The following is a 15,387-nucleotide window of genomic DNA, read 5'->3' on the forward strand; positions in this document are numbered from 1 at the left end:
GCACCCGCCGACGCTTGGGCAGGACGAATCCAGCGGATCGAAGGTGAGATCAGGCCTTGGGAGGTCGCGCGGGCGGCTCGATGATAGCCGAGGGCAGATGGCTGTCCTCTAACAAGCCGTGCGACAGTTCGCGGGACTCAAGACTGATGCGCCGGCCGCCCGTGTCCTCATGGGCGAGAATGGTGGAGGAGCATAAGAGTGCGAGCGGACACGCCCTACCGCATTCGTTCTTTTGGGCGGGCTGCTGCTCCGGACAGCAGGACATGTCCTCGGCGCCTTCCATGCCCGGCACGGCTTCCATCTGCATGTCGGACGAAAGTGCCATCGCATTCGCCGCCACGCTCATGCTCACGGGACCGAACACGACCCCGAGCAGCGCTAACAGACAAAGAAAGCGCCGGAGCGCGACGACAGCGAACATGCGCTTATGCTTGCATAGCGCGCCGTTCATTGGAAGACGGTCACGGAAAGTTGCGACCGAGGGCCGCATCCGACCTCCACTGGGTTATTTAACCAGGCAGAGGACTATCCAATCCGCACAACAGTTTCGGACACGAATTCGAACCGCGGAATCGCAAGGTTCTCCGGTGCGGGTCCCTTGCGGACCCTGCCGGCGGTATCATAGTGCGATCCGTGGCAGGGGCAGAACCAGCCCCCGAAATCGCCGGCCTGTCCTAGAGGCACGCAGCCGAGATGCGTGCAGACGCCAATCATCACGATCCAGTTCTCCTTCGCCTCCCCGGCGGAGCGGGCGACATCGGTCGCAGGCTGGTCGTCGGAAAGGTTGGCGTTCCGGGCGAATGGATCCTTTAGATCATCAAGTGCTGTCGCCTTTGCCGCCTCGATCTCCTGCTGGGTGCGGTTTCGAATGAAGACCGGCCGACCGCGCCATTTGACGGTCAGAGACATGCCTTCTGCGAGGGATGATACATCCACCTCGATGGAGGCCATCGCGAGCGTCGATGCGTCAGGACGCATCTGGTCAATGAATGGCCAGGACGCGGCCCCGACACCGACGGCCCCCGCCATGGCTGTCACCAGATAGAGAAAATCGCGTTTGGTTGGCCCGCCTGGTTCGTCTATCGCCACAGGAATAGTGCCTCGTTATGGCGCTTAGCTGGTCCCGTTGCAAAAGATCGTGGATCGCCCTGCCCAACCGGGGCGTGGTGACGACGATCTTTCGAGAGAAGCTCTGCGCAGCCATTATACGTCCAAGCCCCAAGCGATGGGAATGGCAACTGAGTCCGGCAAAAGCCGCCCTCCGGCTCACCGAATTGGACTTCTGCTCACCACCATTCCGCGAGGCTGATGAAGGCGTACTCTCGACTGATAGTGTTGAAGAAGTCAGGCTTGAAGCCGGTAGAGTAGCTCGCTCAGGGCGTCGCGATTGAGGTCGACGCGACCTCCTCGGCCTAAGTGGCCGGGATTACCGTCCGCGGGGTGCAGATCTTGGCCAATTTCCTGAGGTTCTGGGCGATGGCGGCGAGGTGGAACTCATCGCGGGCACCGCAGGGGCCGCGTAGTCGCAATCTATCGAGCTTCAGAATGCGTTTGAGGTGCGCGAAGAGCATCTCCACCTTCTTTCGCTGATAGCGTGACGTCTGGTAAGCGTCGGTTTTGGCAATGTCGCGAGCCATGTCGCGCGCGCCCTCATAGATTGAGCGCGTTACCTTGCGCGCCGGCGCCTTCGGACAACAGCGAGGCTTAAGTGCGCAGGCGTCGCAGTCATGCTTGCTCGCCCGATAACGTAGCGTGTTGTCCTTTCCCACACCGGTCCGCGGTGTCGAGAATGGCCGCCGGTAATGCTGAAGAATCTTATCACCTGGGCAGCGGTAGGTATCGCTTGCATGGTCGTAGGCGAAGTCCTCACGCGAGAAGGTGCCGTCCTTGCGCTTGGAGTTATCGAACACCGGGATATGCGGCTCGATCCCGCGCTCATGCACCAGCCAGTTCAGCATCTCGGCCGAGCCGTAGCCGGTGTCGGCAATCAGCCGTTCCGGCCACAGGCCGAGTTCCTCGTGAGTGCGCTCGATCATGGTCTTTGCAGCCGTCACCTCGGCCTGACGCACGGCAGTCGAGGGCTCCACGTCCACGATGATGGCGTGCTCTACATCGATGAGGTAGTTGGTGCAGTAGGCGTACACAGCCGGGCCGCCCCAAGAGGCGGTCCAGCGTGCCGCTGGGTCGACCGGCGAGATGAACTTGGGCTCCACCGGCGTGGCGGCTCCAAAGGCGGCATCATCCAGGGTGGCGAGATACTCTCCCACAGCCCGCTTGGCTTTGGGGTCAAGGTCCTCGGCTGTCTCGATCCCGCGTTGACGATGCGCGTCCGCCACGATCATGCTGGCATCGACGGCAAAACCTTCGCCGCCGACGAGACCTTCTCTCATGCAGCGCCGCACGACGGTCTCAAACAGCTCACGCAGCAGATCGGCATCACGGAAGCGCCCATGGCGCGTCTTGGAGAAAGTCGAATGGTCCGGCACATCACCCTCAAGGCCAAGCCGGCAGAACCACCGATAGACCAGGTTCAGGTGGACTTCCTCGCACAGCCGCCGCTCCGAGCGGATGCCGAAGCAGTAGCCGACAATCAGCATGCGGATCAGCAGTTCGGGATCGATAGAGGGACGGCCGATCGGGCTGTAGTAAGGCGCAAGGTGCTGGCGGACACCGGAAAGGTCAACGAAGCGGTCGATGGCCCTCAGAAGGTGGTCCGCCGGCACGTGCCGTTCCAGACTGAAGCCATAGAACAGCTCCTCCTGCATCACACTTTGCTCACCCATCATCGACTCAATCTCCTTCCGATAAGAAGACTGAATCAGTGCTTTAGGACTGTTTCAAGCCTGACTTTTTCAACACTATCGACCCATTTCGGTCGTTCAGCTACCGGCATCACGACGACCGCTTTTGGCCGCACACACGACATTGAGAACTCGCGGTAAATGCCTCTTCGCCCGCGTTGCGTCGTCAGGCGCGTCACCGCGATTCGCCGAAATCGATGTCGTCACTCCGCAATCTGCCATCATTCTAAAATGTTCCTTGGAGAAAATTCGCTTTCAGACGTTCGGTTCCGAATTCGACACTCGCCCCGGCTACGATCACGAAAGTCGTTTTTGCCCTACCACCAGCCACACCGAAAGGTCGTGACTCATCACCTTGTTCCTGTGCATGCCTTCCGACCGTTAACTCACTGATCGCCTGGCGAGATGGTTCACCAGGCGTGCTGCCTCTTCAGCAATCCCGGGTATGGTTCCGGACTTCCGTGTCGATGCAAAGTCGAGGCCGGAGAAATACAGTCCGGGAACGAATCCGATTCCGTTCTGGTGAATAGGCTGGCCGTCGTCGTCGATGGTGTCCGGGATTTTGATCCACTGGAAATCGCCTCTGAAGCCTGTGCACCAGATCACCGACCTTATGCCGCTTGTCGCCAACTCGATTGAGCGGATCGGTGGACTGGGCAGGCGTGGGGCGATCATCTCGGCTGGGTCATCCTCGGCTGGCGGCGCGTTCAGCCCGGCGCGCCGGATGTAATCGTCAATAAAGCGCTTGACGTCGGCTGAGCTCTCGTTGGCAAAGCGCATGTGCTCATCCAGGTTGTCGCCGAACATCAGGCTGCCATTCTCGATACCCAAGAAGCGACCGAGCAACACGACGCCCTCAGTGCTCAGCGATTGCAGGCTGATGGTGTGGGTGGCACCGAGCAGGCCTCGCGGCGGCAGCTTCCCAGAAGGCAGGACGATTTCGCTTCGCGGCACGTCGAGATAGCCGGACAGGGTCATCCAATTGAAGATGTCGCCGCCGCGATAATGGCGGACCAGGCGGCCGGCTCGGCTCGTCGCCAGAAAGACCGAGCGTCCCGCGAGCGCCAGGTCCTCGGCAATCTGGCCGCCAGATTGGCCGCTGCCGACCACCAAGACAGCACCTTGTTCCAGTTCGGCGGCATTGCGGTAGGCCGAAGAGTCGAGTTGGCGGAGTGCTGTCGGCAGCTCCGCCGCCGTAGGCGGTCGCTTCGGACAGTTCAGGCTACCGCTCGCTATGACCACGTTGCGGGCCTGAAGTACACCGCGTGGTGTCGCCACGAGAAAGAGCCCGCGATCCTTGGACAGTTCCTCTACCGGAGCGTCAGTTATCACCGGCAAATGATGCCGCTCGACATAACTCTCGAGATAGGAGACGAATTGATGCTGTGTGCTGGCCCCCCCGGGGTCAGGCACGTCAGGGGAATCGCCGGGCAGCAACGAGCGGATGTTCGGCGAGTTCAGACGGAAGGAGTCCCAGCGTTGGGTCCGCCACGTCTCTCCGATCCGGCCCCGTTCGAGCACCCGATGATCGCGACCTCTCTGCTTGAGGAAGTAGCTGATCCCAAGCCCGGCCGAACCCGCTCCAATGACAACGACATGAAGAATCCCTGCCATGCCCCGCCAGCCTGCCGTGCCGAAATGGACGATTGCGTTCACAGTAACATGGAAGGCGATCAACTCTAAGGACGAAGGCGTTGTTCGCTTCCGTCCCGCAGGCTCGCAGCATCCCAAATCTCAAGGGAGACCGAACTTCAGGAAAACTCTCGGCGCAACGACCGCCGAATGTAGGAAAAGCGCGGTCCTATCTCATGACCGCTCCCGGAACCAGACCAGGCGCTACCCCCTCAGCATGAAATAGGCACACTATGCTCTTGTCGGTGGTGTGCACGCCAACTCCGTATGGTATTGTGGGCGATCCTGCGGCGGCTGTTTGGAGGGGGATCGCACGCCAAATGCATCCGCATTGCTCGGAACCTGGCGAATGCTCTCATGGACACGGCAAGTTGTTGCCTCCGGCGAGGTAGCCGATGCCATGGGTCCGGACCCGGTGGGATTTCTCTCGTATCAGGCGGACGGCCGAGTCATGGCGTTGGTGGTCCGCCGCTGGCGACCGATACCCAAGGGTCCCAGGCTTACGGAGAATGAGAAGGTCGCCCTTTTCGATGTCATGCTGGCCTATAGTGACTCCTATACGGTCACGGCAGGGTTGCCCATCACGTTGACGCAAGCTGGAATCCGCTTGCGGACTATCCAACTTGATCCTGCTTTTTTCGATCAGTGGCGACAGGTTGGTGATCACGCCGCACCGGGCATTTTGTGACGGGCAAGGAAGTGATCTATCGAATAGAATTTCAGAAGCTTGAAGGGGCGGTCAACGATGACCCGCGATGTCGCCATCGCCAAGGCAGCGCGGTCGGGAGGCACACGATACCATGCCACCGCCGCGCCTGGGTATTTCCAGGTGCAGCGGTCAGTGGGCTTTGACGAACGCTGTGGGGTGCTACCATGACGAGCGCGATCGACATTCCCGAATGGAACGCCGTTCTGGACTTCTGGTTTCCCGAGAGGTGCCGGCCGGACTTCGATGTCCGCAGCCACCAGGAATACTGGGTGTGGCGGATGCGTGGAGGGGCGGACGAAGAGATCGTCGCCCGGTTTACCGAAACGGCTGAAGCAGCTGCACGCGACGAACTTGGCCACTGGGCGGACGATCCTCACGGACGGCTGGCCCTGATCATAGCGCTCGACCAGTTCCCGCGCTCGATCTGGCGCGATACGCCGCGTGCCTTTTCCCAGGACGGCAAAGCACTCGCCCTGGCGGTCGAAGGCTATTCGAACGGCCACTATGGCGCATTGGAAACGCCCTGGTACAAGACCATCTACAATTTGCCGCTCGCCCATTGCGAGGGACCCGATCATCTCGAGCGGCTCGACCGGGCGATCGCGCTGGCACAGGATATCCTTGCCGAGGCACCGGCGCATCTGCAGCGATCCGCGCCGCCTGCGCGCAGTTTGTGGTGCTGTGCCGCCAGCTTAACCTGTTCACCCGAGCCGTCGTCGCCATCGACGGCAGCAAGTTCAAGGCGGTCAACAACCGCGACAAGAACTTCACGGTCGCCAAGGTCGCCAAGCGCATCGAGCAGGTGGAGGCCAGCATCGCGCGCTATCTGACGGACTTGGACCGAGCTGACCGGGAGGACGGCGATGTCGCCGGGGCCAAGACGGTGCGCCTCAAGGAGAAGATCGAAGGCCTGCGCCGGCAGATGCAGTCGCTCAGGGAGATCGGCAAGCAGGTCGAGGTCGCACCGACAAACAAATCTCTCTGACCGATCCCGATGCCCGGTCGATGGCAACCAGCGGCAAAGGCACCGGCATTGTCGGCTACAATGTCCAGATCGCCGTCGACGCCGAGCATCACCTGATCGTTGCGCATGAGGTGACCAATCTCGGCAGCGATCGGGCGCAACTGAGCGCGATGGCCGACAAGGCACGCGATGCGACGGGATGCGAGGAGATCACGGTGCTGGCAGACCGGGGTTATTACAACGGTGACGAGGTGCTGGCCTGCGAGGGCACGGGCATTCTGCCGATAATCCCCAAGACGCGGACATCCGGCAACGCCAAGCGCGGCCTCTTCACCGTGGCAGACTTCATCTATGACGCCGAGAACGACCGCTACACCTGCCCGGCGGGCGAGCACCTGACGAGGGGAAAGGTGCGCTCGGACCGCCGGGACAACATCGATCAGTATCGCAACCTCACCGCCTGCCTGACCTGCGCCCTCAAGTTCCCGATGCACGCCCGACAAGATCAAGCGCCTGAAGCGTTGGCAGCACGAGGGTGTCCTCGACAAGATGCAGGCCAGGCTCGACCGCGCACTGGAAGCCATGACCATCCGTCGGCAGACTGTCGAGCATCCCTTCGGAACGCTCAAGGCATGGATGGGCAGTACCCATTTCCTGACCAGAACCCTCAACCAGGTGAAAACCGAGATGAGTCTGCAGGTGCTCGCCTACAATATGAAGCGGATGATCAATACCTTCGGCGTCAAGCCGCTGACGGAGGCGATCGCCGCCTGACCACGCGCGTCCGACAGCGCGCGCCGCCATCACGCGCGCAAAAAGTAGCAGTCATCGACAGTCACGCACCCGCGTTTTCACACGTCCTCGACCCTTCTGCGACATTCGTCGGCCAGGATGTAATCGGGCCAATGCTCGAACAGCGGACACTCCGCGGATAACCAGGACGGTCCAATCTCCGCACTGGGAGATGGTCGCGGAGGCGGCACTAAGCTATTCTTCCGTGATTTCGGAGTGGCTGGCCATGAGTACCGCACAGTACCAAGGGCCGAAGAGATGACTAACCACGGAGAACGCAGGCTGGTGGCAGTCTTCGTTGCCGATGTGGTGGGCTACTCTCGCCTTGTAGAACTGGACGAGAGGGCAACGGTCGCGGCGATCAAAGATTTGCGTCGGGCCTTGTTTGAGCCCTTGCTGGCGGAGCACCGTGGCCGCCTCGTCAAGCTCACCGGCGACGGCCTGATCGCCGAGTTCGGTTCCGTCGTCGAGGCCGTTGCCTGCGCCGCTGAAATTCAGAAGCAACTGCCTGACCGGCAGGCGGAGATGCCGGTTGAGCGCCGAATTATCTTGCGTATCGGCATCAACCTGGGCGACGTTTTAGTCGATGGCGATGACCTGCTCGGCGACGGTGTCAACGTGGCGGCCCGATTAGAGCAGGCCTGCACGCCGGGCGGCGTCCTGATCTCAGGAACGGCCCACGACCAGCTTCCGGGCAAGCTGGATTGTCGCTTCGAGTACGCGGGCGAGCTGCGACTGAAGAACATTGCCCGGCCTGTGCGGGCCTACCGGATGGTGCTCGACAGCGCCCGTGACGCCGCAGCGGTCGCTTGGCCGTCGGCCGATAAGCCTGCCGTGGCGGTGCTACCGTTCGACAACATGAGCGGCGATCCTGAGCAAGACTATTTCAGCGACGGCATCACCGAAGACATCATCACGGAACTCTCGCGCTTCCACGAGCTCATGGTGATTGCCCGCAACTCCTCCTTTTCGTTCCGCGGGAAAAGCATCGACGTGCGCGAGATCGGCCGCTCGCTCGGGGCCAGGTACCTGGTCGAGGGCAGCATCCGTCGGGCTGGAGATCGCGTACGTATCACGGCCCAGCTCGTGGATGCCGCCAGCGGAGCCCATTTTTGGGTGGAGCGATACGACCGCGCTCTCGAGGACGTGTTCGCGGTTCAGGAGGAGATTTCTCAAAGCATTGTCGCGACGGCGGCCCAGCGGATCATCCAGGACAGCGAGGTCGCGGCCCGACGGCGCCAGCCGGAAGACATTCGCGCCTATGATCTGTTCCTCCAGGGGAACCGTCTTTCCGACGTGTTCACGCCGGAGGCTCAGGCGAGGGCGCAGGCACTCTTCGAGGCGGCGCTCGAGATCGATCCGGGCTTTGCCCGCGCCCATACGGGTCTGGCCTGGGTTTACCTCAACCGTTCGGTCGAGGGCAGCGTCGGGGTGCCGCGGGCGAAGGACCTGGACCGGATCGCGGCGCTGCGCCAAGCCGAAGAAGCGCTGGCGAAGGATCCCAACGATCCGCGGGTGCACTCCACTTTCGGATACATGTGTCTGATGTGGCGCGACTTCGACCGGGCCGAGCGGCACATGGACCTTGCCCGGGCCATGAACCCGAACGATCCCTTGATCCAGATCTTCTGGGCCTGGGTCCAGTCGTGCGTGGGAAAACCGGAGCGGGCCTTGCACGCGGCCGAGATCGCCTTCCGGCTCAATCCATGTCACCCCAACTGGTACAATTATTATTTTTCGCACATCCTGTTCCGGCTCGGGCGGGATCGGGAAGCGGCCGACCTTCTGGAACGCCTCATAGTGGACGCGCCGGCACGGCGGCACCCGCGATACATGGCCTTGCGCGCGGCAGCCTGCGGTCATTTGGGGCGCATCGAGGAGGCGCAGCGATGTGCCAGGATCTCCATCGAAGCGGTGGATAAGTGTTGGCAGGGCGATCCAGCGGCGGGTCCGCGGGAATATGTGGACTGGCTCGTGGACGCCTTGTACCTGCGGCGCGATGAGGACGCGGAACGGCTACGCGACGGTTTGCGGCGTGCCGGGTTGCCGGCTTGAGGATGGCTTCCGCGGAACCGCTTTTGCACCAAACGAGCCATTCCGCCAACGGATCCGATGGCAGAGCTCCAACCGTCCGAGACGGACGTGAATTCGACGTATCGACCCATTGCGGCCGCTCGCCAACACAACCGCGCATGTCCGGTGCTCGCGGCTTTGGTGACGCCCGATGTCGCGGCTAACTAGCTGTGAAGAAAACATCGCTTCACCTGCTTCCCAAAGTGATCCGCAGTATTAACGCTCAGGGTAAATATATGTAGTTAATCGAGGTTTAATCTTTTCTGTCCAATGTCTTGGCAAGCATCCGGGGCCTACCTGCGGTGTTGTGCAGGTCGGCACAGCGGGTTCTTTCAATGGGTGGGGCATGGAGAAATTTCTGAGTGGCGTTGCGGCCGCTTTGGTCAGCGGCACGTCGCTTTATGCCGCGGATATCTATCAGCCGCCTGCGGAGGTGCCCTATGTCGAGCAGCCCGCCGAAGTGGTTCAGACGAGCGGCTGAAATCGATCTATCAGCATTTCCCTGCTACAACCTCGTTCCATTTCGTGGAACAGGTCATCGTCGCTGTCGAGGAAAGCGGTGCAAGGCCCGACACCATATCTCTCGAATTCACCGAAGGCGTTACCATTCAGTATCGACGATTTTGGCACCGGATATTCAATCGCTGAGCTACCTGCATCAACTTCCGTTCGACACGCTGAAGATAGACCGCTCTTTCGTAAATGCGCTTCAGCAAAAACCGGACGGAAACCGCATCATCCAGACGATCCTCGATCTGGCGAAAAACCTGAAAATGGATGTCGTGGCGGAAGGAGCGGAAACGGAGCACCATGTCGACCAACTTCGGGAGATGGGTTGCCGGTTCGCGCAAGGTCACTATTTCTCCCGCCCGGTCGACACAGCGATTCTTCAATAGGGACCAGAATATCGCTAGGCAGCGGCATTGGCGCTGATGCGGCAGTCAAAAAGGCGGCAATTGTGCGACGCGGGCCCAGGCAGCGCAAAATCGAGGGTGGATGAGTTCGATTCGCGAGGTCGACTCAAATCTATGGCCTTTGAAGAGGACACGGAGTGAGCTGGCACCAACACCGAAATCTCCCATTTGACCGCGAGCGCAGCGACGCTGGTCGCTGAAGCGGACGAGCAGCGCCTTCGTGCGATCAGATCGCGCTGCTGGCTTATAAAGAGATCTTCAGGAAGTGAGGGGAACGAGCCCTGCTGCCCTGTCCCCCAGCTATCGGGCGCTGGCAGATGCTTCAATACGGTGGACGGGACAGCTCCGCAGCGTCCGCGTCATGCTTCGCCAGATCTCGGATCGCTGCAATGCAGCGAAAAATGCCTCAATATTGCGATGCAGCGCCACCACGTTGGCGATTTGTAAATCATTTCGCTGAATTGTCATATAGCGATTTTGCAAGTTTAGATTGCCGACTACCACAGTTTGTTTCGATAGCAATTATGCAACCGCCTCCCTTTCCCGGATGGAGGATCTTCTCGTTCTGCAGCATCAGCCGGCGGGGTGACTCGCGTCGGAATATATTCGAACCACGAACGAACGGCAGGAGTCATGACGACTTCCTATGCTTCGTACACAGGAGTCCCGGATGAAATGGAAATCCTTTTCCTTGCAAGCCTCGCTCACGGGAGCCTTCGGCTTGCTGCTGCTGCTTCTGGCCGGACAGGGCCTGTTCGCTCTATCATCGATAGGCAGCGTCTACGGTGACGTTCAGACTTTGGCGACCAATTGGGTGCCGAGCGTCGATATCACCAACAAGATCAACATAACGATGGCGGATCTCCGGGGATCGCAGACGCGCTTGCTCGTCGCCTCCGACGCCGCTGCCGTGGAAAAGACGGAACATGCAATCGGCGAAGACATCGCCGCGCTTCGCGAGCGAATGTCGACCTATGAAGCTCTAATTTCAGAGCCGGAGGAGCGCACGACGTACCAGGCGTTCAAGGAAAAAGTGGACGCATACCTGAAGCTCAATGAGCGCGTTGTTGCACGCTTCAGGGCCGGGCAACGCGAGGAGGCGAGCAAGCTCATATTGGGCGAGGTGCGCAACACCTATCTCGAGATGGAAGAGCTGATCCAACGCCTCGTCCAGATCAATACTTCCGGCACGGAAAAAAGCTTCGCTAACAGCACCACGGCCTACACGAGCGCCCACGTTACGGCCTTCGCGTTGCTCGGCATCGCCCTTCTCGCCGGCCTCGGTGTGATGGCCTTTGCCATCGTTGGCATCTCGCGGCCGATCAATCGCACGACCGAGGTGATGCGCACGCTTTCTGACGGCGATCTCTCGGTCGAGATCCCCTTCACCGACCGGACCAACGAAATCGGCGAGATGGCGCGGGCCGTCGAGGTGTTCAAGCAGAACGGCATCAAGGTTCGCGAGCTGAACGCCCAGGAAGCGGCGCTGCAGGCGAAAAGCGCCGACCTGCAGTCGAGCATCGGTCAGGTCGTCTCGGCGGCGGTTGCCGGCGACTTCACCAAGCGCATCAGCAAGGCCTATGAAAACGCCGATCTCGACCGCTTCGCTGCCCAGGTCAACGAGCTCATCACCTCCGTCGACCGCGGCGTTGCGGAGACCCGCCGCGTCATCGCGGCGCTGGCCAAGGGTGATCTGACCGAAACGATGCGCGGCGAGTTCCAAGGCGCCTTCGGCAAGCTCAAGGACAACGTCAATCAGACGATGACGAATCTGCGCTCGGTGCTCGGTGAGGTACGCACCGCGATCGACACGATCAATGGCGGCGCCGGCGAGATGCGCATTGCCTCGGGCGACCTCTCGAAGCGCACCGAGCAGCAGGCCGCCTCCCTGGAAGAAACCTCCTCGGCGCTGGAGGAGATCACCGCCGCGGTGAAGAGCTCGACCGAGCGGGCGCTCGAGGCAAGCCACATGGTCGACGAGGCGCGGAAAAGCACCGAGCAGTCGAGCGCCGTCGTCAAGGATGCGGTCTCGGCGATGGGCAAGATCGAGCAGGCTTCCGGCGAAATCGGCCAGATCATCAACGTCATCGACGAGATCGCCTTCCAGACCAATCTCCTGGCGCTCAATGCCGGCGTCGAGGCGGCGCGCGCCGGCGAGGCCGGCAAGGGCTTCGCCGTCGTTGCCCAGGAGGTGCGCGAGCTGGCACAGCGTTCGGCCAATGCGGCGAAGGATATCAAGGCGCTGATCTCGCGCTCGGGCGAGGAGGTGACCTCCGGCGTCAAGCTGGTGACGGCAACCGGCGAGGCGCTGTCGATGATCGAACGCCATGTGGTCAAGATCAACGAGCATGTGCATTCGATCGCGACCGCGGCACGCGAGCAGTCGACCGGACTGGCGGAGGTCAGCACGGCGGTCAACCAGATGGATCAGGTGACGCAGCAGAATGCGGCGATGGTGGAGGAATCGACGGCGGCGACCAACCGACTGGCCGACGAGGCGGCGAACCTCGCCCGACTGATCGCCAGCTTCCAGCTCAAGGGCGCGGCCGCGCCGCGGGCAGCGAGCCATGACAGCAGGCCGGCGGCCTCGCCGGCTCGAGCGCTCACCCGCAAGCTTGCCGGCGCCTTCGGCGGCCGCGGTGCGGCGGCTTCCGCGACGGCCGACTAGGAGGAGTTCTGATAGCGGCGGCAGCTTCGGCCGGTCAGGCGAGCACGCGGGAGAGAATCGTCCTCCATTTCGGCGGCCAGCAATTCTCCATCAAGACCACCCTCGATCCGGGAGAAATGGGGATGGGTAGCGACGAAAGCGGTCATTCCGATCATCGATCTGGCTGCACGTTTCAGATTGTCGGCACGAACGATGGGTCAACGGAGATCGGCGGAAGGGCGTTGCTGGCGGCTGATCGAGCCCGACCGGGTTTGCGCATGCTGCTCCGGCTCATCCGCCAGCATAACGTATTTGGCATAATCTGAAATGGGGCGAGGCCGCCCTACCAAATAGCCTTGGACCTGATCGCAGTCCTCCCGGGTCAAGAAAGTAAGTTGATCCGCCGATTCAACACCCTCTGCGATGATAGGCAGATTCAGCCCCCGACCGAGTCCTATCACCGCTCGAATAATGGCTGCTGACTGAGAACGGCCGATATTACGGACAAACGACTGGTCGATCTTAATCTTGTCGAACGGGAAGGCCTGCAGATAGGAGAGCGAGGAATAACCGGTTCCGAAATCGTCAATCGCAATCCGCACACCGAATGCCTTAAGTCGACCTAATGTCGATATGGTCCGGTCAAAGTCATCGATCAAAACGCTTTCGGTAATCTCGAGCTCCAACCGCGAGGGTTCAAGACCGGTCTCGGCGAGAACGGATTGAATAAGGACAGAGAGGTCGCCGTGTTTAAATTGTAAAGGCGACAAGTTGACCGCCACACGAAGTTTACGACCCCATGAAGCCGCCTCCCTGCAGGCTTCCCGCAGTACCCACTCCCCGATCTCGATCATGAGACTGCTCTCTTCGGCAATCGGTATGAAGACTGTCGGAGGGACATTGCCGCGGGTCGGATGGTTCCATCGCAACAGGGCTTCGAAGCCGACAATGTCCCCGCCAATGTTCGCCTGCGGCTGATAAACGATCGACAGTTGCTGTTTGGAAATCGCCTCATGCAGATCACGTTGCATGGCTCGCTGTTCTCGCAACCACCTGTCCATCTGGGGTTCAAAAAATCGGGCAGCGCCGCGCCCGTCGGCTTTTGCGCGATAGAGCGCCGCATCGGCATTGCCGACGAGAATACTGGCGCTGTCGCCATCCGCCGGGAACAGCGCTACACCCAGGCTGGTACCCAGTCTGATGCGGGTCCCCTCGATCTCCGCGTCCTCTCCCAAAGCAGCGACTACCCGCTCAGCGAGCTGTGCGGCAGAGCTTGCGTCGGCTTCTGCGAGAACAATGAATTCATCACCGCCAAGCCGCGCGACGAACGCACTGTCGGCAACCGCGCAAAGTCGCCTGGCGGCAGTGCAAAGAACCAGATCACCGACATTATGACCGAAGAGGTCGTTCACCTCCTTGAACCGGTCGAGGTCAAGGCACAGGACCGCAAAGTCCGATCCTTGCGCGCCGTGTTGTTCTAGCAACCCATCGAGTTTGTGCATCAGGGCGGCGCGATTGGGCAGACCAGTAAGTGGATCGTGCAGCGCCAGATGCGCTATCTGACGTTCCGCGTTTCGATGCTCGGTTATATCCTCGTGCGTAGATACCCATCCACCGTCGGATGTTCTCTCATGATGAACCAGAATGACCTTGCCCGACTTCAACTCCGCTAACCAGTCCTGGGGAGTTGAGTTGGAGTTAACGGAATCGCACCAAGCCAGGTACTCATCGTGCGGGACAACCGGACACGCGCCAACGGCGTATCGCAATTCCGAAATCTCGCTCAATGTCATGCCGGGCTTGATCATATCCGGCGGTAATCCATACACCTCCGCATATCGTCGATTAGACAGTATCAGCCGTTGGTCGGCGTCAAAAAAACAGACGCCCTGGCCGATATTTTCGAGCGTTGTGGCGAATTGCATATTGCGGAGGTCGAGCTGCCCTCGTGTTATGCGCAACTCAAGGTGGGTTTTCACACGCGCCAGGAGTTCCTCGACACAAATTGGCTTAACCAAGCAGTCCGTGGCGCCGGCCGCAAAAGCGTTTTCTCGATCGTCTGGATGGACGAGGTGGATGATCGGTGTCGCGCCGATATCCTCAATCTCCGGCAGTCTATGATCACGACCGTCGGCAACATCATACAGGATCCGGTCCGGCTTGAACCGTTGGATTTGCTGCGCCATGGTTGCGCATTCGGCGACGCGGATCGAGAACCCGGCGCCTTTCACAGACTCCACTACGGTCGATAGTTTCGGCCCCCGCTCTCCAATGATCAAGACGGCGCTCTCGGAGAATTGAAAAGGATCGGAAGTCATCGTCGCACGCTCCTTATGCATCGCTGCATTGTCATCGAAAGACTGCGGAGGACCTCGCGAGCTCGTCGAGCTGTTCTCACGAGTTGCATTCAGGCGCATCTCACGCCCACAACGTGTTATTTCTTTGTCGCGATGACAACCCCCGAATTTCAGTGTCGCTGTACCGTCGATGGTCACCGGCGGGGGCGTTGCAGCGGCTATGGAGCTTCCGTTCCCCACCCATCCGCGACGGATCGGAACCGGAAAGATGTCCGCTGAGCAGACGGTGGTGCGCAGGACCTAAAAAGGACCACGAGAATGTGACCACCTGTCGCCAAGTCCTTCGAGTTTATGCCTGTGACCCGGCCTCGACCGAACCTTTCACCGGCACGCGGGGGCTAGGAGATGTGGGTCAGAAGTCGTCTGGGAAGGCCCAGTAAGCTCCTAGCGAAATACCCAAGGTTCTGAGGATGGCTCGATTCCATCACGACTGCGTCTAAAGATTCGGACAGTTCCTCGCGACGATGTTTAACATGGATGTGCCTTGGTCCAGGGAAA

General features: G+C 60.5%; 9 protein-coding genes and 3 pseudogenes. 7 read left to right on the forward strand and 5 right to left on the reverse strand.

The window, feature by feature from the left end:
• Positions 1 to 49: 49 nt before the first annotated feature.
• The 4 genes from USDA257_RS13150 to USDA257_RS13165 all read right to left on the reverse strand — a co-directional run bounded on the left by USDA257_RS13150 (position 50) and on the right by USDA257_RS13165 (position 4,415).
• Positions 50 to 421, reverse strand: a complete 372-nt coding sequence (locus USDA257_RS13150) for a hypothetical protein (RefSeq protein ID WP_223843428.1) — start codon at positions 419 to 421, stop codon at positions 50 to 52.
• 104 nt (positions 422 to 525) lie between these two features.
• Complete coding sequence (petA, locus tag USDA257_RS13155) at positions 526 to 1,029, reverse strand: ubiquinol-cytochrome c reductase iron-sulfur subunit (RefSeq protein WP_048657478.1); 504 nt, start codon at positions 1,027 to 1,029, stop codon at positions 526 to 528.
• A gap of 383 nt (positions 1,030 to 1,412) precedes the next feature.
• Positions 1,413 to 2,786: an IS1182 family transposase gene (locus USDA257_RS13160; RefSeq protein ID WP_014763455.1), complete on the reverse strand. Its 1,374-nt coding sequence runs from the start codon at positions 2,784 to 2,786 to the stop codon at positions 1,413 to 1,415.
• Between the two features lie 396 nt (positions 2,787 to 3,182).
• On the reverse strand, positions 3,183 to 4,415 hold the full coding sequence (locus tag USDA257_RS13165) for a flavin-containing monooxygenase (RefSeq protein ID WP_041415213.1): 1,233 nt from the start codon (positions 4,413 to 4,415) through the stop codon (positions 3,183 to 3,185).
• Between the two features lie 367 nt (positions 4,416 to 4,782).
• Between USDA257_RS13165 and USDA257_RS13170 the strand changes: the two are divergent.
• The 7 genes and pseudogenes from USDA257_RS13170 to USDA257_RS13190 form a co-directional block, all read left to right on the forward strand.
• Positions 4,783 to 5,162: pseudogene (locus tag USDA257_RS13170) on the forward strand (lipocalin-like domain-containing protein); the annotation flags it as partial.
• Positions 5,163 to 5,306: 144 nt separating this feature from the next.
• Positions 5,307 to 5,723: pseudogene (locus USDA257_RS37455) on the forward strand (DUF924 family protein); the annotation flags it as partial.
• Between the two features lie 65 nt (positions 5,724 to 5,788).
• Positions 5,789 to 6,880, forward strand: a pseudogene (locus USDA257_RS13175) (IS1182 family transposase); the annotation flags it as partial.
• Between the two features lie 303 nt (positions 6,881 to 7,183).
• Positions 7,184 to 8,953, forward strand: a complete 1,770-nt coding sequence (locus USDA257_RS13180; RefSeq protein WP_231698935.1) for an adenylate/guanylate cyclase domain-containing protein — start codon at positions 7,184 to 7,186, stop codon at positions 8,951 to 8,953.
• Positions 8,954 to 9,317: 364 nt separating this feature from the next.
• Positions 9,318 to 9,452, forward strand: coding sequence for a hypothetical protein (locus USDA257_RS38435; RefSeq protein ID WP_014763461.1), 135 nt, complete (start codon positions 9,318 to 9,320; stop codon positions 9,450 to 9,452).
• Positions 9,453 to 9,594: 142 nt separating this feature from the next.
• A complete protein-coding gene (locus tag USDA257_RS13185; protein WP_052316341.1) occupies positions 9,595 to 9,867 on the forward strand; it encodes an EAL domain-containing protein in 273 nt (90 codons plus the stop codon).
• Positions 9,868 to 10,555: 688 nt separating this feature from the next.
• Positions 10,556 to 12,553 carry a HAMP domain-containing methyl-accepting chemotaxis protein gene (locus USDA257_RS13190; protein ID WP_014763463.1) on the forward strand — a complete coding sequence of 666 codons (1,998 nt, stop codon included), beginning with the start codon at positions 10,556 to 10,558 and terminating at the stop codon, positions 12,551 to 12,553.
• A gap of 197 nt (positions 12,554 to 12,750) precedes the next feature.
• Here the strand turns inward: USDA257_RS13190 and USDA257_RS13195 are convergent, their stop codons facing one another.
• Entirely contained in the window at positions 12,751 to 14,850 is a 2,100-nt protein-coding gene (locus USDA257_RS13195; protein WP_014763464.1) for a GGDEF/EAL domain-containing response regulator, read from the reverse strand.
• Positions 14,851 to 15,387 lie beyond the last annotated feature (537 nt).

Source organism: Sinorhizobium fredii USDA 257 (assembly GCF_000265205.3).
GTDB lineage: Bacteria > Pseudomonadota > Alphaproteobacteria > Rhizobiales > Rhizobiaceae > Sinorhizobium > Sinorhizobium fredii_B.